This is a genomic window from Chitinophaga polysaccharea, assembly GCF_007829335.1.
GTDB classification, from domain to species: Bacteria; Bacteroidota; Bacteroidia; order Chitinophagales; family Chitinophagaceae; genus Chitinophaga; species Chitinophaga polysaccharea_B.
This window is the reverse complement of record NZ_VIWO01000002.1, coordinates 65,902-83,695: the sequence shown is the minus strand read 5'-3', so window position 1 is coordinate 83,695 and position 17,794 is coordinate 65,902. Positions and strand designations below refer to the sequence as shown.

General features: G+C 44.8%; 19 protein-coding genes. 8 read left to right on the top strand and 11 right to left on the bottom strand.

Going from position 1 to position 17,794, the window contains the following annotated elements:
• Positions 1 to 6 precede the first annotated feature (6 nt).
• Positions 7 to 891 carry a sugar phosphate isomerase/epimerase family protein gene (locus FHW36_RS08445; RefSeq protein ID WP_145665601.1) on the bottom strand — a complete coding sequence of 295 codons (885 nt, stop codon included), beginning with the start codon at positions 889 to 891 and terminating at the stop codon, positions 7 to 9.
• Between the two features lie 263 nt (positions 892 to 1,154).
• Between FHW36_RS08445 and FHW36_RS08440 the strand changes: the two genes are divergently transcribed.
• Entirely contained in the window at positions 1,155 to 2,108 is a 954-nt protein-coding gene (locus FHW36_RS08440) for an AraC family transcriptional regulator (protein WP_145665597.1), read from the top strand.
• 46 nt (positions 2,109 to 2,154) lie between these two features.
• Here FHW36_RS08440 and FHW36_RS08435 read toward each other — a convergent pair whose 3' ends face one another.
• Complete coding sequence (locus FHW36_RS08435) at positions 2,155 to 2,538, bottom strand: VOC family protein (protein ID WP_145665593.1); 384 nt, start codon at positions 2,536 to 2,538, stop codon at positions 2,155 to 2,157.
• Positions 2,539 to 2,805: 267 nt separating this feature from the next.
• Between FHW36_RS08435 and FHW36_RS08430 the strand changes: the two genes are divergently transcribed.
• Positions 2,806 to 3,756 (top strand): 1-phosphofructokinase family hexose kinase, encoded by a 951-nt coding sequence (locus FHW36_RS08430; protein WP_145665591.1) that lies wholly within the window; start codon positions 2,806 to 2,808, stop codon positions 3,754 to 3,756.
• A 91-nt stretch (positions 3,757 to 3,847) separates the two neighbouring features.
• Here the strand turns inward: FHW36_RS08430 and FHW36_RS08425 are convergent, their stop codons facing one another.
• Positions 3,848 to 4,654 carry a hypothetical protein gene (locus tag FHW36_RS08425; RefSeq protein WP_145665589.1) on the bottom strand — a complete coding sequence of 269 codons (807 nt, stop codon included), beginning with the start codon at positions 4,652 to 4,654 and terminating at the stop codon, positions 3,848 to 3,850.
• A complete protein-coding gene (locus FHW36_RS08420) occupies positions 4,629 to 5,156 on the bottom strand; it encodes a hypothetical protein (RefSeq protein ID WP_145665586.1) in 528 nt (175 codons plus the stop codon). The genes FHW36_RS08425 and FHW36_RS08420 overlap by 26 nt, the downstream gene beginning before the upstream one ends.
• A 356-nt stretch (positions 5,157 to 5,512) precedes the next feature.
• Between FHW36_RS08420 and FHW36_RS08415 the strand changes: the two genes are divergently transcribed.
• Positions 5,513 to 5,890 carry a hypothetical protein gene (locus FHW36_RS08415; RefSeq protein ID WP_145665584.1) on the top strand — a complete coding sequence of 126 codons (378 nt, stop codon included), beginning with the start codon at positions 5,513 to 5,515 and terminating at the stop codon, positions 5,888 to 5,890.
• A 1-nt stretch (position 5,891) separates the two neighbouring features.
• Here FHW36_RS08415 and FHW36_RS08410 read toward each other — a convergent pair whose 3' ends face one another.
• Genes FHW36_RS08410 through FHW36_RS08400 form a run of 3 tightly spaced genes read right to left on the bottom strand, consistent with a single transcriptional unit; the run spans position 5,892 to position 9,329 of the window.
• Positions 5,892 to 6,950, bottom strand: a complete 1,059-nt coding sequence (locus FHW36_RS08410) for a response regulator (RefSeq protein WP_145665581.1) — start codon at positions 6,948 to 6,950, stop codon at positions 5,892 to 5,894.
• Positions 6,947 to 8,539 carry a sensor histidine kinase gene (locus FHW36_RS08405; protein ID WP_145665578.1) on the bottom strand — a complete coding sequence of 531 codons (1,593 nt, stop codon included), beginning with the start codon at positions 8,537 to 8,539 and terminating at the stop codon, positions 6,947 to 6,949. The genes FHW36_RS08410 and FHW36_RS08405 overlap by 4 nt, the downstream gene beginning before the upstream one ends.
• A 25-nt stretch (positions 8,540 to 8,564) precedes the next feature.
• Positions 8,565 to 9,329: an LOG family protein gene (locus tag FHW36_RS08400; RefSeq protein WP_145665574.1), complete on the bottom strand. Its 765-nt coding sequence runs from the start codon at positions 9,327 to 9,329 to the stop codon at positions 8,565 to 8,567.
• Positions 9,330 to 9,467: 138 nt separating this feature from the next.
• Here FHW36_RS08400 and FHW36_RS08395 point away from each other — a divergent pair, with 138 nt between their 5' ends.
• Positions 9,468 to 9,869, top strand: a complete 402-nt coding sequence (locus tag FHW36_RS08395) for a hypothetical protein (protein ID WP_145665571.1) — start codon at positions 9,468 to 9,470, stop codon at positions 9,867 to 9,869.
• A gap of 139 nt (positions 9,870 to 10,008) precedes the next feature.
• Here FHW36_RS08395 and FHW36_RS08390 read toward each other — a convergent pair whose 3' ends face one another.
• The gene (locus tag FHW36_RS08390; protein ID WP_145665568.1) at positions 10,009 to 10,467 is read right to left on the bottom strand and encodes a pyridoxamine 5'-phosphate oxidase family protein; all 459 of its coding nucleotides are present in this window, start codon (positions 10,465 to 10,467) and stop codon (positions 10,009 to 10,011) included.
• A gap of 105 nt (positions 10,468 to 10,572) precedes the next feature.
• A complete protein-coding gene (locus FHW36_RS08385; RefSeq protein WP_145665562.1) occupies positions 10,573 to 11,382 on the bottom strand; it encodes a universal stress protein in 810 nt (269 codons plus the stop codon).
• Positions 11,383 to 11,573: 191 nt separating this feature from the next.
• On the opposite strand from FHW36_RS08385, the gene FHW36_RS08380 reads away from it, so the two are divergent.
• From FHW36_RS08380 to FHW36_RS08370, 3 genes are read left to right on the top strand one after another with little or no spacing between them, the layout of a single operon-like run.
• Positions 11,574 to 12,026: an Hsp20/alpha crystallin family protein gene (locus FHW36_RS08380; protein ID WP_145665559.1), complete on the top strand. Its 453-nt coding sequence runs from the start codon at positions 11,574 to 11,576 to the stop codon at positions 12,024 to 12,026.
• Between the two features lie 59 nt (positions 12,027 to 12,085).
• Complete coding sequence (locus tag FHW36_RS08375; RefSeq protein ID WP_145665558.1) at positions 12,086 to 12,919, top strand: adenine nucleotide alpha hydrolase family protein; 834 nt, start codon at positions 12,086 to 12,088, stop codon at positions 12,917 to 12,919.
• 11 nt (positions 12,920 to 12,930) lie between these two features.
• On the top strand, positions 12,931 to 13,770 hold the full coding sequence (locus FHW36_RS08370; protein WP_145665555.1) for a universal stress protein: 840 nt from the start codon (positions 12,931 to 12,933) through the stop codon (positions 13,768 to 13,770).
• A gap of 83 nt (positions 13,771 to 13,853) precedes the next feature.
• Here the strand turns inward: FHW36_RS08370 and FHW36_RS08365 are convergent, their stop codons facing one another.
• Both FHW36_RS08365 and FHW36_RS08360 read right to left on the bottom strand, forming a co-directional pair.
• Positions 13,854 to 15,362, bottom strand: a complete 1,509-nt coding sequence (locus FHW36_RS08365; protein WP_145665551.1) for a DNA polymerase/3'-5' exonuclease PolX — start codon at positions 15,360 to 15,362, stop codon at positions 13,854 to 13,856.
• 27 nt (positions 15,363 to 15,389) lie between these two features.
• Positions 15,390 to 16,259, bottom strand: coding sequence for an ATP cone domain-containing protein (locus FHW36_RS08360; RefSeq protein ID WP_145665548.1), 870 nt, complete (start codon positions 16,257 to 16,259; stop codon positions 15,390 to 15,392).
• 192 nt (positions 16,260 to 16,451) lie between these two features.
• Here FHW36_RS08360 and FHW36_RS08355 point away from each other — a divergent pair, with 192 nt between their 5' ends.
• A complete protein-coding gene (locus FHW36_RS08355; RefSeq protein WP_145665545.1) occupies positions 16,452 to 17,531 on the top strand; it encodes a hypothetical protein in 1,080 nt (359 codons plus the stop codon).
• Positions 17,532 to 17,794: the final 263 nt, after the last annotated feature.

The window sequence follows — 17,794 nt, the reverse complement described above, 5'->3', positions numbered from 1 at the left end:
TGTTCTTTAAATAAGTTTTGATAAAGTATTAAATGACCGGGCCGTCAGCATGGTGTAAAACGCATCTGTAACGGAGCTGCTGCCATGATCCACCAGGAATTTCGCTTGTTCCGGAGAAAGGTTTTCAGGATTTTCGTCTACCGCATCGGGGTAAGGATTGGCTGGCGTACGATCCAGTGGGGCACAGAATTCTACCGAGAGCACATCGTCGTAACCTATCTCCCTCAACGTAGCTACAATCTTTTCCCAGTTGAGGTGCCCCATTCCCGGTGCCATCCGGTTGTTATCCGCTACATGAAAGCCCACCAGTTTTCCTTTGGCTTTCCTGATCGAGGCAAACATATCTTCTTCTTCCATGTTCATATGAAAGGTATCAAGACAAACGCCACAGTTCGGCCCTACGGCTTCAGCCAGTGCCAGCGCCTGTTCTGCCCGGTTGATGAAATAGGTTTCAAACCGGTTGATCGGCTCAATGCCTAACAATACGCCGGCAGCTTCGCTATAACTATAAATTTCCTTCAGTGCTTCCACGGCCCATTTCCATTCTTCTTCCGGCCTTCCATCGGGCACAATTTTCCCAACGGTACCAGGTACGACGGACACCATATGACCATCGAGTTCCTTTACCATCCTGACTACGTCTTTTACATACTGTATGGACCGGGCGCGCTGGGCTTCATCCCTGGCCATCAGGTTGCGCTCTCCCAGCATCAGCGTTACGGAGCCCCAGCAGGACAAGCCATGGTCTTTCATCAATTTCCGGATGCTTTGGGTATCATACTGCTCAGGATTCCCGGCAATTTCCAGCCTGGTATATCCAATGCCAGCTACCCGTTGTATGGTAGTTTCAATCGTTTCGGACCTCATCCAATTGTGTATCGCTAATTCCATCACGTGTCAGGTTTATAAAGTGGTTTTAGAATGTATGCAGGTAATACGGCTGCTGATAAACCATTCTCCGGGAAGAACAGCTGACAGTACAGCGCTATCTGGTTGGGTTCATAACGGAAATTTTTATAACTCACTGTTGTTTCACAAACTTATTCAGACTACCGTTGAAATAAAAGTACTTCATTTGCAGAATATTGATACTATATTTACCATAATTCTCATTTCCACCATTATAAAATAAATAGTGTACTAAAACCAGCGTTATGAAAGTGGCTTACCGACATATCTCTACCCCGGAGAAAAGTACTGCTATGAAAGTTGCCTACCGGCACATCTCTACGCCGGAAGATGCCAGCTTTGTGATCAAGGAATTTTGCCAACCGCGGTTCACCAATACCTTTCACTTTCATCATGGGCATGAGTTAATCCTCATTGTAAAAAGTTCGGGGAAAGTATATGCGGGCAACAAAGTGATGAACTTTAACGAAGGAGAAATTTATATGTTCGGTCCTGGCCTGGTACATTGTTTTTGTAACGACAACACTCCCGCCGATAACAGTGACACCATAGCACACGCTATTATTGTACAGTTTACAGAAGATTTCCTGGGCAAAGAGTTTTTTGACAAGCTGGAACTGAAAAAGATAAAGGAGCTTATGCAGCTCTCTGAGCACGGGCTGCAATTCAGGAAAATACCGGCGTCTTTCAGCAACCTGTTTTTCCGGTTCCAGCCCAACCAGCAAATGAAAAACCTCATTATATTGTTACAGCTGCTGGACGAGCTATCGCGGCAAGGCCGGGAGCATGTGGCATTGTTGACAGAAGATCCGAAGAAAATACACTATAAAGATGTTGATTCAAAAAAGCTGACTGCCATATTTAAGTATGTATTGGAAAATTACCATCAGCAGGTAGACAGTAAATCGGCCGCGTCGCTGGCTTGTATGAGTGAAGCGGCCTTTTGCCGTTATTTCAAAAGAAGGACTAACAAAACCTTTTCGCAGTTTGTGAATGAAACCAGGATCAGCCACGCTACCAAGCTGTTGATCGGCACCGATCATGGTATCGCGGATATCTGCTATGCCTGTGGGTTTGACAATATTTCGTATTTCAACCGGCAGTTCAAAATTTACCAGGGGCAGTCGCCCCGGGAATATCGCAAAGCCTTTGAGGAAAGTAATGCCAGTGCGCCGAGTTTCCGTTCCACGGGAGAATGATGCCGCAAACTGTAACCATTTTTGTGGCAAGCTGCTGCAAAAATGGTTACTTTTTTTCAATAGGTTCCCACAACTCGATCTTGTTGCCTTCTACATCGAGGATGTGAACGAACTTACCGTAGTCGTATGTTTCAATATTATCCAATACTGTTACGCCTTCTTCTTTCAGCGCTGCTACCAGGGCATCGAGGTCATCTACCCGGTAATTGATCATAAAGTCTTTTGATGAGGGCTCAAAATACTTAGTCTTGTCGGGGAAAGGGCTCCACAGCGTAGATCCTTTCTGGGTGGAATCGTCGGCTTGCAGCCATTCAAACTTTGCACCATAGGCATCCATATTAAACCCGAGATGGGTTTTATACCATTCCTTGATTTTTTCGGGGTCGTTGCATTTGAAGAAAATGCCCCCGATACCTGTTACTCGTTTCATGTTGGTTTGTTTTTTCGATGACCTGGTCAAAACAGCATTGACCGCGAAACCGGCGCTGAAAGAAGTGGCCAATGCTAAGATGATGAATGCTCTTTTTATCACTGGTAAATATTAAACAATAATAATGTTTCTTAAATGATCTGCCCAGGGATGGCCGCCAGGTTATTTCTGACGAAGATCAGCATTACAGCTAACATCCGTCATTGCAGCCGGGAAAGGTAGCAGGTACCTTTGAATAAGCAATGTAAAATACTAAAATAACAATATATGCCTGGAATTATCACCATTACATTAAATCCTGCTATCGATAAGAGCACTACTGTACAGAAGTTGGTACCGGAACGGAAGCTGGCATGTACTGCGCCGACGTTCGAAGCCGGCGGCGGCGGCGTTAATGTGGCCCGGGCTATTCATAAGTTAGGTGGAAACGCTCAGGCTATTTACCTGGCGGGAGGCCATACCGGTAAATTTTTCGACTCACTTGTACAGGCAGAGGGTGTACCTGCGTTGTCTGTTCCTATTGCAGGATATACAAGAGAGAACCTCATTGTAACTGATATGGACAATCATGCGCAATACCGTTTGGACATGCCCGGGCCGTGGGTAGATCCGGGGGAATGGCAACACTTGCTAGAAAAGATCCGGGAAATAGAGGATATTGATTATATAGTAGCCAGTGGTAGCCTGGCTCCCGGCATCCCCCCTGACATATTTGCTTCCTTTGGCGCTATTGCGGCCATCAAGGGTGCGCGTTTTATCGTAGATACCTCCCGGGAGGCATTAAGGCAATCGTTGCGCGAGGGCGCCTACCTGATAAAGCCCAACATCCGGGAACTGGCCGGCTTTGCCGGTGAGGAAACCCTTAGTCAGACCGGCATTGTTGATGTAGCGAAAGAGATCATCCATAAACACCGCTGTGAGGTGGTAGTGGTATCCATGGGCGAAACAGGTGCCATGCTGGTAACTGCCGATCTTTCTGTAAAAGTGCCGGCGCCCGGCGTAACCCGTGTGAGCACGGTAGGCGCAGGCGATAGCATGCTGGCTGGCATCGTGTATAGCCTGTCTGCCGGCACAGACATCCTCGAAGCGGTACAATTTGGCGTTGCCTGCGGCACAGCGGCCACCTTAAACCCCGGCACCGCTTTATGTAAAAAAGAGGACGCACAATTGCTTTTCAAGGAAGTATGCCAAAAGCAATCGTTAATGCTTAATACCTGATTTCGTACAAGGGAATAAAACCAGGAAGCTATAAAACATAGCGGCCAGTAAAGCATTTTACTGGCCGCTATTTTATGGGAGACCCGCTTTTCTAAAGATGATCTATATACACAGGTACTTTATGTTCCTGCATAATTTTATATATGAAACTATGTTTAAAGAACCTCGACAACCCGGGCCTGTTATAAGCTCCGGTTACCACGATGGGGTGTTTAATCTCATCCAGCCAGGTACCAAAGTATTTCCTGGGATCAGCTTCCAATACCTGGAATTCCAGGTTACTGAAGTGATGACTGGCTAATTCTTGTATCTTTTCTGTTTCCGGCAACTGCCGGCCAACCGAAGTACCATATACCAGTATGGCTCGCCTGTTGCATAGCTGCGGGAAGAGATAAGTAAAACTTTTAATAGCATGTGCTGCTGAAGGGCTGCCATCATATGATAGAATAACGCTTTCAGGAAAGGTAAATTGTTCGGGAATAGCTATCACAGGGCACTCGGCAGCATGCAATGCCCCTCCTAAAAATTCGTTTGTGCCATAAATACTAAGGTCCCAGTAAAATTTCTCATGCCCCAGCAATAACAGGTCGGCAAACCTTGTTTCCTTTTTTAGCTCGGGCAAACCAAAGTCGGCCTGATTATTATGGACCCGGTGTTCAATTCCATATCTCAAACACTGCTGTTTGAAGGTGGCGATGCTCTTTTCGATAGATGCAGCAGCATAGGTATCGATCAATGGCATATAGGCAACGGCAAAAGTGATGTTCCTGCTCAGGTCCAGCTCTGGTAGGAAAACGCCGGTGAGTAATATCGGTTCCTGCTCGTTCATCTTCCTGGCGAACTCAAAAGCGCCTTCCGGGAAATTATCACCGTCAATGGCGAGAAGTACCTTTTTCATGAATAGAAATTTTAGGGTGGTGATAGTTGAAATCGTGCCATACCGGGTGGGCGGAGAGGCGTTTTTCCTTGAACAGCAATATAATGGCAGCAACGGCCAGCACAAGTGTAGATGGGAAAGCTGATCCTGCGCCAAGAGGGGCTATTGCCACCAGGAATATTGTTGCGGCAGACAGGCCCAGCCTCAGCAATGCACCTTTACTTGCAATGAAAATGCCCGTTGCCAGCTGGCACACCGAAATAGACACGACAATCGCGGTAATATTATTGCGAAATGCACCGTAAATGAACTGTTCATATACCGGAGAAACGGTCATAGCACCATATACCATAAAAAGTTCCGGCGAGCGGATAGCCATATAAGCATTAAAAATACCGGCCCCGACAAATATTAGCACCATCAGGAAGCGGGCCAGCAATGGCGCAAAAATGGCAGCGATCAACATGATTAAACCAACCGTATTGGATAGCATGTAAGCAAAAGAAAAGATATTGGCATGCATCGTATCAGGTATTTAAAGGTGGTGGAAGAAGTGATTATTTTCTAAACCTAAAGCTAAGCCGGTAGCTGCTCCTGATAAATGATGGCGGTCATATCTGTGCTTGATTCCCATCACTATCCCGGTAATGACAACAATCAGGCGCCCTACTAACTGGCGTCATATATCACTTCCTTCCAGCAAAGTATTTTTGAATAAAGAATTAGAGGTAGGTAAGTTTAAGTACAAGGCATTAACCGAAACATTGTCATTGCGGCTATGTAAAGCAATGATCATAAACAGTAAAAATACTGATCCAGGTCATGTAAGATGGCATTGTTTGACAATACCTTAGCTCATTAATATTAAATATCAGACCAATGCATGATAACTTGAATGGCCATTCTTTACAGCATGAATCCTGGAGGTATATCCTAAGCGTAGTAGAAGATGAAACTATTTTTTTTAAAACCAAACTCACCAGGATCCTTGCCAATGACCTGGAGAAGAGTCACCTTAGCGACCTGGAAATTTTCCAGCACCGGTTCCTGAAAATGGACGAACGGGTGGCATTGCTCCGACATGAAGTAAAAGAGTTACAAGAAATCATAGAACAGCGCTCCCCTGCTGCTGCCCCTTCGCAAGCAAACGTTAGCTTACTGCAACAGGGGGTAACAGTAAAGATTGAGCAATTGCAACAAAGCTTTAACGAGTTGGCAGCTGATTTCAGCAAGTACCTGCGCGAATCCTTTACATAGGCTAGTACAGCAGGTTGGCCAGCTTCTTTTCGTCCAGGATGATGACTGAGCCATCTTTAATATCTATCAATTGTTCGTCGCGAAAATCGCTTAAGGTACGGATCAACGATTCTGTGGCGGTGCCTGCGATATTGGCCAGATTTTCCCGGCTTATTTTTACGATAAAAGGAGGCTCATTCTTAGGGTTGTATTTTTTGTGAAGACTGATGATTGCCTCCGCTACCTTTTTCCGGAGAGAATTATAGGCGAGCCCCAACAGCTGCTGTTCCCTGGAAGCTATATTTTTAGCCAGGAGGCGGATAAATTGCAGGGCTACTTCATAATTGTTATGAAGTAATTCTTCAAAGTCCTTTAAGGGAATAACGGCAATCTCGGTTTCTTCCATGGCTACTGCCGTATCTTTATAAACGGATCCTTCCAGTAAGGCGGTATATCCCAAAAAGTCGCCGTCGCCATAAATTTCCGTAACCAGTTCTTTGCCCAGGTCATTGGTTTTGCATGTTTTGACTTTACCTTTCTGAACAAAAAACAGCCTCGAGGGATGATTCCCCTCTGTATAGATCACTTGTTTTTTCTTGTACTTATCGATGTTCCTGCCTTCTGCCAGCGCTTTCAGGGATTCCTTGCCGGTTGCCTCGTACATTAATTTATTGAGGCCCTGGAGGTTGGGGGAGAATTGCTGATTCCTGATAGCTGCCTTTCTAAGCCGGTTAGCCACGGCATCCCATAATTCTGTTCCTGTAAATGGCTTAGTGATATAATCGTCTGCTCCCATGCCCATGCCTTTCCTGAAATCTGCCCGTTCCGTTTTCGCCGTCAGGAAAATGAATGGGGTATCTTTTACTTCTTCATGCTGCTGCATGAGGTGTAAAACGCCAAAACCATCCAGTACAGGCATCATAATGTCGCATATGATCAGGTCGGGGTGGTGTTGCAGGATCATTTCCACCCCTGTTTTACCATTATTCGCTGTTAATACGCTGTACCCGGCAATGGCCAGGATATCCACCGTATTCTCTCGTAATTCATCGTTGTCTTCAATCAGCAATATTCTTTTCATGTCCTCAGGAGATTTTCATGGTTATCTGGGAAAATAATAGTAAAGGTAGTTCCTTTATTTAATTCACTTTCACATTGGATGTTTCCTTTCATCATCTCCGTATACCGCTGAACGATATGTAACCCCAGGCCCGTCCCCTGGATGTTGCTAACATTACCGCCTCTATAGAAACGCTCAAAAAGATGTTGCTGGTCTTCTTCAGACATGCCAATCCCATTGTCCTTTACCACCAGTTTGAAGGCTTCAGCGGTTTTGGCAGTTTCGATTTCTATCGGGCTGCCGGATGGAGAGAATTTAATGGCATTGCCCAGCAAATTCATGACAATATGCTTCATCAGCGACGGGTCCAGGATCAGGCTGCGTTCGCCGTTGTGCCGGTAATCAATGACCTGGTTTTCTTTCATGATACCCTGCATTTCCTGGATAATGGTGTTGAAATGCTCTTCTATATCAAACTCGATTTCTCTTACCTGGATTTTGCCTTCTTCAATCTTTCCCACAGACAGGAAATCATTGAGGGTATCGGTCAACAGGCTTACATTGCTGATGATACGCTGAATATGTTTATTCCGTATAGGTTGATCCTTATCTGTATCATAGTGTTTTACCAGGAAAGCCGAGGAAAGGATGGTGCTCAGGGGGGTACGGAATTCATGGGAAGCCATCGACACAAAACGCGATTTAAGGTCGCCAAGTTCTTTTTCCTTACCCAGGGCAATCGTTAATTCTTCCTTGGAAATTTCCAGTTCTTCTAATGCCTTGCGCAATTGTGTAGTCCGGTCCTCTACCATCTTTTCCAGTTCATTGTAAACTTTTTCCAGCCGTTCTTCCGCTTTTTTTCTTTCCGTGATGTTGCTGATATAGGCAATGACAAAGTTCCCTTCTTCGTTGGAATAGTGACTAAGGCTGATTTCTACCGGGAACTCGGTTCCGTCCCTGTGTACAGCATACAAATCCAGGCCAATACCCATTGGCCGGCTTTGCGGGTTGGCATTGTATCTTTCCCGATGGCCCACATGACGCTGGCGAACATGATGGGGAATCAGGATTTCCACTTTCTTTCCCAATAGCATCTCCCGTTCATAACCAAATTGTTGTAATGCAAAGTCGTTAACGAGCACAATTTCACCTTGTTGATCCGCCACGAGGATCCCGATGCTGGCATAATCAAATAGCGCCCCAAACCGCGCTAACTCTTTACTAAGCTGTTGTTTGTAGTGCCGGTCAGATAAAATATCTGTTATCCTGAAAAAACAATAAGTTTTGCCCTGGTGCTTTAGTAAAATTTCCTCACAGACTCCCTTAAATGTCTTGCCTGTCAAGCTTTTAAGCTCCCGTTCTTTCGCCGCTATGCCGGTCCTGTTTTTTTGTTCCAAGGCAAGCGCCATCCCAAGCTGATTCTGATCCATGATGAGTTCCAGTGACGGATAGTCGTCGGTTCCCAGCATTTTGATACCCGTATTATTAATATAAATAAGCCTGCCGCTGTCCAATTCCCTCACGGCCACAAGGCCGGGAACACTCTCCAATATTGCAGCAAATATGCTTAACTGAAAATCTATATCCAGGTCGCCAATAGATAGACTCATAATGTCAATGTAAAAATGAAGTTTGTTATTCTCCCAAAAATACCAATCGGCGAAATTCCTTTCCCCTTTGTATATGGTACTTTTCAACTGCGTATTTCCGAAAATGCGCCATTGCTTCGTCAATAGAATCTGTCAACAATAGGTACTTCAGGTCTTCCGGCACTATGGTAGCATGTTCTATCATTTTATGAAACAAAGGCATGAGCGGTTCCCAATAGTCGCGGTTCATCAATACCAGGGGAAAGTTAAGGATTTTATGGGTTTGTATCAAAGTCAGCGCTTCAGAAAATTCATCCAGGGTGCCTATACCGCCTGGTAAGATCATGAATCCATAGGAATATTTGAACATAAGCACCTTACGGACAAAAAAGTATTTGCAGTTAAACTGCATGTCCAGGTACTTATTGGCGGCTTGTTCATGGGGCAGGCTAATGTTACATCCTACCGATCTGCCTCCTGCTTCCCTGGCGCCACGGTTGGCAGCCTCCATCATGCCGGGGCCTCCCCCGGTCATTACGGTGAAGCCTAAACTGGCAATTCCGGCTCCGGCTTTCCGGCCCATTTCATAATAATCCGATCCGGGTTTCACCCGCGCCGATCCAAATACGGCTATGCAAGGTCCGGCAAAATGCAATACCCTGAATCCGCGGATAAATTCAATCAATACTTTCACAGAAAAAATAAATTCGTTTGTCCTGGACCGTGGGCCTTCCAGGAAATACTTTTCTTCGTGCCCCGGCAACTCCTGCGCTGTGGAGGCTATTTGCGTGTTTAGATGGGTGATTGACATACCTGAAATATTAGAAGAGCAATTTCCTACTATCTGCTGTTCAGGTATATGATGGCTATCATATAACAGGCTGATTATACTCATTTTCCGACGGGCTAAATGATGGTATACTTGTATTGGATATTAAAAGTTCATGTTATGCACATCTATATTAGTGAAGAAGCTGTGATAAGGGACATACAGGACAGGTTCCAGGTAATGTATCCCTACCTGAAACTGGAATTCTTCAAGAGGCCACATACTGCGGGAGAAGGCTCCCCTCAAAAGGAGAAAATATCTCCTGATACTCCCATTGAAAAAATAAGAATGCTCCACAGCTTCGGATGGCTGGATATCAGCTACTACCGAACTGCTGCTGCTGTGGAACATGATTTGAGTTATCTCTATGGACTGAGCGCACAAATTCTACGAAGAGCAGGCACTGTATGGCTGGAAACTACCGGCACAGATGGATGGACGCTGGAAGAGCTGAATAACTCCGGGAGGCCAGCCAAGCATCCTACTTTTAATTTACCGGAAGAGCCGGAAACCGAAGATTGATATCATAAATAAGGCCGGCAAATGCCGGCCAATAATTTGTAATATTATAATAACCTCCATACCCCGGTAACTAGTAGTCTTAATTTACCTGTTGTAATTTAATTGCTTTAACTCAAATTAACCATTGCCGGCAGATTGATTATGCTTTTTCAAATCTGCCGGTTTTTTCTTTTATCCGGATCCGGTATACTACCGGCCGGATAATATGCCCAGGACTCTCTTCTGCCTGCAGCTCCTGATGCATCTGTGCTACACCTGCCGTTTCACTTACCGGCAATTGCGCCAGGCGGCTTACCAGGAATTTCATGGCGTAATACTTTTCTTTAGGATCTGTTATCTCTTCGTATTCGCCCCATAGTACTACACTACGCCAATTGCTCAGTCCCGTCATTTCATCTACCTGGAAGCATACCTGTGGATGCTTCCGCATCATATCGATCTTCATGCCTTCCCTCGAATGCGCAATAATATAGGCATTATTAAAAGCATAACTGATAGGCACAATATACACCTTCCCGTTTTCCGCACATCCAATACGGCCGGTAACATTATTGGCTAAAACCTGGTCTATTTCTTCATTACTTAATTCGCCTAACATAGCATTATTTTTTATATTAAAATTGATATTGTATTAGCATCTTATATAATAAGATCAGTGTCCCTTTAAAAAAGAAACCAGGATGAATAAAACATTTAAAATACACTAATAATGTGTAATAAAAAGAGGATAGGGCAATGTCTTGATCAGCAGATCGGCATGACTATGCCTGAATAACCGGGATACCATGTTCCTCCCATAAGCGCCCATTACCACTAGTGCGTCTTGTTTTTTCAACAGGAAATCAAACAGCGCCTGTTCTGATTTCCCCTTTAAGTTAACAATATCCGAGCTTTCAAAATGCCGGCTTAACCAATTGGTAATATGCTTTCTTTCATTTGCAGGGATATCTTCATCATTAACCTGTACCACAGTAGCCCTGAACTCGCCCAGTTCAGGCAAGAGATAAGCGAGCTGTTTCATCGCAAATACAGCCGATGCACTACCATCGTAACAGTATACTACTTCGTGTATAGGCGTAAAAGAAGACGGCGCAATAATGACGGGGCACTGCGCAGCCACCAGCAAATGCTGTAACAATGGTGAGGGACTTTCCTGTGTTTTTGAGTGAATAGAAATAGCAGCATCTGCAATGATCAGGTCAGCAAACTTGCTTTCTTCAATGATACTTTCTGCGATATCATCTACCAGGTACCTCACAGAAACAGGAATACCACGGGTTTCGCAAGTTTGTTCAAAACCTTGCATATAGCTTTTTATTTCAGTTACTTGCGGTGGCATTTCTTTATCCCTGTTGCCTTCTATCCCTTGCCACTCCGGCTCCAGCGTGTAAACGGCTGTTTCAAAGAAAAAACCGACTAATTTAGACCGTGTCATATCAGACAGGTAACAAGCAAAATTCAATGCATTTTTTGTGGGCGCTGCACCACACATTACCAGCAATATCTTTTCCATCTTTTTTATTTAAAGATAAGCGCATAACAGCCCAAGGAATATGACGCAGGTCAGTACCAGCTATGATTTCCGGCAGCTATCGCCTTTTTGTGATTTCTATCAGTAAACATACTGAGAACGATCATTTTTTCTGCAGGTACAACACAATAATTTAGCATTATTATTCTTAACCAAATAAAAGGAGGATTCTTATGGCAACATTATCAGTAAGCAAACCTGCTTCTCTGCAAACATCATTTTTTGATGACTTCGTTAAACCATGGAGAGATTGGGTAGGTAGTTTCTATGACGGTAGCTCTTTCAATGCCCTTACCGTTCCTGCGGTAAATGTTACAGAAGACAAGGATAGCTATAAGCTATCGTTAGCCGTTCCTGGTATGAAAAAAGAAGATTTTAAGATTCAGCTGGAAGGCAGTATGCTGACTATCAGCGCTGAAAAAGAAGAAAAAAAAGAAGAAAAAAATGAAAAGTACCGGAGGCAGGAATATAATTACAGCAGCTTCTCACGTAGTTTCAATGTGCCTGAAAACATCTCTAAAGATAAGATAGACGCCCACTACGAAGAAGGCATCCTAAAATTGAAACTACCCAAAAACGAAGAAAGCAAAAAAAATGGGAAGAGTATTGCGATTGCCGTTAAGTAACAAGTGATATAAGTCCTGTCGGCAATGCCGACAGGACTTATATTATCAAAAATTTTCTTATGGAAAAGATATTATTTATCTCAGATGCTGTGGCGCTCAACAGGCAATGCCTCGATTTTTCCTGTTACCTGGGCAACCTCACCCACTCAAAAATAACCGGTGTTTTCCTGGAAAACCAGGAAGTAGAACTCCGGTCGGGAGAAGCGCTGCAGGAAATGGCGGTTTGCCCTCCTGTTCCGGGTACCCCACTGGATGTACAAAAGCAGCTGTATAGGGAAGAAAACATTTCCTTATTCAAGAACATCTGTACAACCGGGGGCGTCACCTACGAGATACATATTAATACAGGCATGCCTGCCGCTGAGGTGATAAGGGAAAGCCGGTACGCAGATTTACTGGTAATGGATGCGACTACCAGTTTTTCATGGAAAACGGAAAATACGCCCACCGCATTTGCCAGGGAAGTGTTGGAAAAATCTGAATGCCCCGTTGTTATCGCTCCAACTGAATTTGATGGCATTGATGAAATAGTATTCGCTTACAACGGTAGTAAGTCATCCATGTTCGCCATCAAACAATTTGCACACCTGTTTCCGGCACTGCGTCAAAAAAAAGTGACTGTGCTGGGAATTACGGAAGCCGCCCGGCCAATGAAGGGATATAACGATCTCTTTGACGAATGGTTGCATATACATTATGATGAGGTAGAGATGATGATGATTGAAGATGACAATGTACGCGGCGCCCTAATGGAATATCTCTTTGGCAGAGAAAAAATATTTATTGTAATGGGCGCATATGGACGGGGGCTGTTATCCACAATCATACTTCCTAACCCGGCAGCACCCATCATTGACCTGGTGAATCAGCCGGTATTTATTGCACATTATTAATCAATAATTTTATGAAAAAGGTAATCGCCGTTATTGATATTTTACATTTCTCCGACGACCAGGTTAGGAGCTTTAAATACTTTGCCCGGCAAACCAACAGCCAGCTTACCGTCATTTGCCTCGACAATCTTACATCAGGCATTGTTACCATGCCGGCAAGCGTATTTCCTGAGCCTTCTGTTATCGGGTATAACCAGATCAGCGTTGAAGCGAGGGTAGCCCTGCAATGGCAAATAAGCCAAAATATCAAACAGTTGCACCAGCTTTGCGACGACGACGATATTGACATCATCGTAAAAGAATCAGTGAGCTCCCCAGTTACTGAAATCGTGAATGCCAGCCGGTATGCGGATCTTATACTGGTGAATAACAGTACTTCTTTTGCTGCGCTGTCTGACAGTAATCCGCCCCGGTTTGTGAAGGATATACTGGCGGATGCCGAGTGTCCTGTAATGGTGTTACCAGATGTACCTGTACCTGTTAAAGAAATAATATTCTCTTATAATGGAACTTATTCTTCTATATATGCCATCAGGCAGTTTACTTTACTCTTCCCCGAATACGCCGATACACGAGTAAGGGTGGTGTATGTGACAGAAAATGACCAGGCTGCCATCCCATTTAAGAAGGATTTAAAAGCTTACCTGGATGCTCACTACTCCCATGTAGATTATGCCATCCTGAATGGAGAGCCCGCAACTGAATTTCTGGCTTTGCTGATACGTAGAGATGATTGCATTGTTACCTATGGCGCCTTTGGCAGAAGTGGTATATCCCGCTTTTTCCATCGTAGTGATGCTGACAGCATATTGCGTACCACCAATATCCCCGTATTTGTTACACATCCATAATCGATATTTGTGTTTGTGTTGTTTGTATAAATAGAAACGGCGCTATGATTAGCGCCGTTCTCTTGGGGAACAATATGGAACAATTAAGCAATGATATTCCGCTTGCTTTTTTTAAATTTTTCAATCTCCTCCCAGGTAAAGGTGTTCAGAATATCGGTATGGCAGCAACCAGCTCTCCTCGCCACCCAGATACCCAACTGCATAAAATCGAATTGCGCTAACGAATGGGCATCGGTATCAATGACCAGTTTTACGCCATTGGCAATCGCTTTCTTTACCAATATATCATTTAAATCCAGCCGGTTGGGGCGTGCATTTATTTCCATTGCTGTACTGGTTGCTGCTGCTTTGGCGAATACCTGGTCCCAGTCAACAGGATACGGATGCCTGGAGCCAATTAGCCGGCCGCTGGGGTGGCCAATGCAATGCACATAAGGGCTTTCACAAGCCTTCAATAACCTGGCAGTGTTGTCTTTTGTGAAATGGCTGTGAACCGATGCTATCACCCAGTCAAACGTTTTCAATAGCTCATCAGGCAATGACAGCGCTCCATTTTCTAATATATCCACTTCCACTCCCCTCTTAACATAGTCGTATCCAATGGCATCATTGATGTCTTTTATTTCGGCTGCCTGGCGGGAAATGTCATCGGGGCGCAACACATGGCCTGTCCTTTCATTGGATGCATGATCTGTGACAACTATGTATTGATAATGCGGAAATACGCTGAATACATAATGTGCCATATGTGCAATACTTTCCTCTCCATCGCTCCAGTCGGTGTGTATCTGCATATCGCCCTTTACCTGGTCGAAGGTAACCAGGGATGGCATCTTGTGCGGATTAGTTGCCGTGGCCAATTCCTGGTCTTCTCTTAACTCGGGTGGGGTATAATCCAACAGTAAATGGCGGAATACCTCTTCCTCATTTTCCGTGGCTACATACTCGTTGTTCTTTATATCATATAAGCCATCTGGCTCAAAACGGTATCCTTTCTGCGCTGCCAGGCTCTCCAGGGACAGGCTATAGCGATCCGAACCAGTGTAATATAACAGGGTAGCTCCGTAGTGTTGTTGATCAGCGAGATAGAAATATACCAACAGCTGATTATGTAACAAAACACAGATACGGGATTTGCCGGCTGCAATAATGCGGTCTGTTAACGGCATACGGTCTATTTTATACAATAGCTTTTTCCTGTCAGCCCCGGCTACCTCTACCACAATATCAATATCGCCGATAGTATCCTTCCCTCTCCGGAGACTCCCTGCAAAAGATGCTCTTTTCACTTCCGGAAACTGCCGGATACTTTGAAGTATCTCCTTCCCCTGCAATATAGCATCCCACAGCTGCATACGATGGTCTGCATCTTTGTCGAGCTTCAAGGCCCGCCGGATATTCTTTCTGTTCTCGGGTGTTAGTAAGGGAATGCCTTCGAGTTGTTCCAATGTCACTGCAGTAACCAACTCCCGCCAACTGCGCACACCCAGCTGTTGACAAATCGCCTTCACTTTATCTGTTGTAATACCCCGGATATCCATTAATGGCTCCAAGGTGCCGGGAATTACGTTGCTATTTGCACGCGTTTTCATATAAACTCGTTTTTTCCGGTAAGGAAATCAAACCCACTCCAGTTTCAAAATATGTTCACACAAGTGCTGGACTTCTGTCATCACCGTCTCTAACCTCGGTCCGCGGATATTTGCTGTGGATAATAATTCAGGCTTTTCCAGGAGGGTGCGGCATAGCACTACTCCCAGTGCTAAAAGCGTATACTTTTCGTGGCGACTGAGCGTAGAAAGACAGGTAACCGGGTAAAGGCCGGATCTGTCGATGATGTCTTTCAGCCCTTTCCCCTCCGGGTAGTCCCACGACAGCATGTTTAATCCCATACAGCGCGCATACTGCGTTCCATCCGGGGTAATACGGGTATTGGTAATCAGCCAGCCACGGTATTCCTGTCCATTATCAATATTCTCCTCTTTCATTTTCCAGGCTATGTCTTTGAAACGTGATTGTACGTATAGAGGAATTTTCACATCGCAATGTGTGCCCTGCAGCTGGTGGTATTTACATTCAATAATGAAAGCCCGCTTGTTCTTAATGGCATAAATATCTACTTCATGCGTAATACAATGTCCACCCATCAGGGTGTTGGTGGTTGTGGTATAACCTGCCTGCCTGAAAAGCTCCGCTATATACTGCTCAAATGGGAAACCGGATGGTCCGAGCTCAAAAATGGCTTGTTTCAACCGATACCGCCCTGCTGCGGGACGCGATGCTTTTTTCAACAATTTATACGCAATCTTATAAATTATGCGTGTTGGCATATTCGGATATACCTGTTTGTATAATTCCTGGATGATACTTTCAATCAATTCTGGTGTTGCCCCGGACTTAGTCAATGATTGCCTGATTTTTTCCGGCGCAAATGGTACTACCTCTCCGTTAGACTTTGTTACAAATATGGACGGTTGTTTGGATTCCATTATAGATATATTTCAACCCCAATTTATGCTAACGCCGGCAATTGCTACCTGACGGCCATTAGGCTGTCGCCTGATTATGGTCATGTATCTGCCTTGTCTTTCCCAATGACCTGACAATAATCAACGTGGGGAGTGAGCGATATCATTTCCTCCGGCTGGTGAAATACCGAACTTGGTAGTAAAAATCAGGGTATGGTACTACAAAAACTGGTGAATGGATTGTTGATTACCGTAGCGGCACTATGGGTGGCTGCTTTGACTTTGTATGCATTTACCGATATTGATGTATTATCCTTTCAACGATGGGAGGATGTAAAGCTGACGGGAAAACCGCACCATGATATCATACCACCAACCATCCCGGCCGCTGACCAGGAAAACAACCATCCCCCTGCTACTGATACCCTGCAATACAATACCCTCCTGCTTCATCTCGTTCATCAAAAGCCTTCTGCAAAATGGCCGGTAAATACGGCGTATCCTTTACCGGGCGCATTGCTGCCTTATCACCGGGTAGTGGCATTCTACGGCAATCTGTATTCCACCCAAATGGGCATTCTAGGCGCCTTACCTGGCGACAGCATGCTGAAGCAGTTAAACGAAGAAGTGGACAAATGGAAGGTAGCTGATACCTGCCTCCCCGTTGTACCTGCTTTACATTACATTGCTGTAACGGCGCAGGGCAACCCGGGAAAAGATGGAAAGTACCGGCTACGTATGCCAGATAGCGAAATTAACAAAGTACTCCTCCTGGCAGCAAAGGCACATGCCATCGTATTCCTGGATGTGCAGGTAGGGCTAAGCACCTTACCAAGTGAACTGCCACTATTGGCAAAATACCTGGCACGCCCGGATATACACCTGGGCATAGATCCCGAATATTCCATGAAAAATCAGCGCCCGCCCTGTTCTTCTATAGGCACTTTTGACGCAGCCGATATTAACTATACTATTTCCTGGCTGACAACACTCGTGCGACAACATCATCTTCCCCCGAAAATACTGGTGGTACACCGTTTTACACAAGGAATGATCACTAATTACAAGAATATCCTCCTTACGCCTGAAGTGCAGGTAGTCATAAATATGGACGGTTTTGGCGACGTAGCCAGGAAGAAAGACTCTTACCAGTGCTGGATATCGGGAGAGCCGGTTCAGTTTACCGGGTTTAAATTGTTTTATAAAAACGACGTCGCAAATGGTGGGCACCTGATGCAACCTGCGGAGGTGCTGGCACTTTATCCCCAGCCGGTATATATTCAGTATCAATAATGAACTTTGACTTTCTTATTTGTTATAGCATTCCCCAATATTCATTCCCTTCACTTTCTTGCCTCTTATCTGTATATTCAATGTGTTGCAACCGATTGGAGAAAACCACGTTATAAAACCCGGCCTCGCGAAGAAAAAAAAGCATTGATAATAGTCAATTTTACGGTAGCAGAATTGCCTGAATAGCAGGAATTTAGCCCCCCGCATAAACTTGCTCATCACCTCCATAAAACATATAAGCAAACAGTTGCCTATTGACACCT

Coding starts and splice junctions, on each gene's coding strand:
- FHW36_RS08445 (WP_145665601.1), bottom strand. CDS start 891: ATGGAATTAGCGATACACAATTGGATGAGGTCCGAAACGATTGAAACT.
- FHW36_RS08440 (WP_145665597.1), top strand. CDS start 1,155: ATGAAAGTGGCTTACCGACATATCTCTACCCCGGAGAAAAGTACTGCT.
- FHW36_RS08435 (WP_145665593.1), bottom strand. CDS start 2,538: ATGAAACGAGTAACAGGTATCGGGGGCATTTTCTTCAAATGCAACGAC.
- FHW36_RS08430 (WP_145665591.1), top strand. CDS start 2,806: ATGCCTGGAATTATCACCATTACATTAAATCCTGCTATCGATAAGAGC.
- FHW36_RS08425 (WP_145665589.1), bottom strand. CDS start 4,654: ATGAAAAAGGTACTTCTCGCCATTGACGGTGATAATTTCCCGGAAGGC.
- FHW36_RS08420 (WP_145665586.1), bottom strand. CDS start 5,156: ATGCATGCCAATATCTTTTCTTTTGCTTACATGCTATCCAATACGGTT.
- FHW36_RS08415 (WP_145665584.1), top strand. CDS start 5,513: ATGCATGATAACTTGAATGGCCATTCTTTACAGCATGAATCCTGGAGG.
- FHW36_RS08410 (WP_145665581.1), bottom strand. CDS start 6,950: ATGAAAAGAATATTGCTGATTGAAGACAACGATGAATTACGAGAGAAT.
- FHW36_RS08405 (WP_145665578.1), bottom strand. CDS start 8,539: ATGAGTCTATCTATTGGCGACCTGGATATAGATTTTCAGTTAAGCATA.
- FHW36_RS08400 (WP_145665574.1), bottom strand. CDS start 9,329: ATGTCAATCACCCATCTAAACACGCAAATAGCCTCCACAGCGCAGGAG.
- FHW36_RS08395 (WP_145665571.1), top strand. CDS start 9,468: ATGCACATCTATATTAGTGAAGAAGCTGTGATAAGGGACATACAGGAC.
- FHW36_RS08390 (WP_145665568.1), bottom strand. CDS start 10,467: ATGTTAGGCGAATTAAGTAATGAAGAAATAGACCAGGTTTTAGCCAAT.
- FHW36_RS08385 (WP_145665562.1), bottom strand. CDS start 11,382: ATGGAAAAGATATTGCTGGTAATGTGTGGTGCAGCGCCCACAAAAAAT.
- FHW36_RS08380 (WP_145665559.1), top strand. CDS start 11,574: ATGGCAACATTATCAGTAAGCAAACCTGCTTCTCTGCAAACATCATTT.
- FHW36_RS08375 (WP_145665558.1), top strand. CDS start 12,086: ATGGAAAAGATATTATTTATCTCAGATGCTGTGGCGCTCAACAGGCAA.
- FHW36_RS08370 (WP_145665555.1), top strand. CDS start 12,931: ATGAAAAAGGTAATCGCCGTTATTGATATTTTACATTTCTCCGACGAC.
- FHW36_RS08365 (WP_145665551.1), bottom strand. CDS start 15,362: ATGAAAACGCGTGCAAATAGCAACGTAATTCCCGGCACCTTGGAGCCA.
- FHW36_RS08360 (WP_145665548.1), bottom strand. CDS start 16,259: ATGGAATCCAAACAACCGTCCATATTTGTAACAAAGTCTAACGGAGAG.
- FHW36_RS08355 (WP_145665545.1), top strand. CDS start 16,452: ATGGTACTACAAAAACTGGTGAATGGATTGTTGATTACCGTAGCGGCA.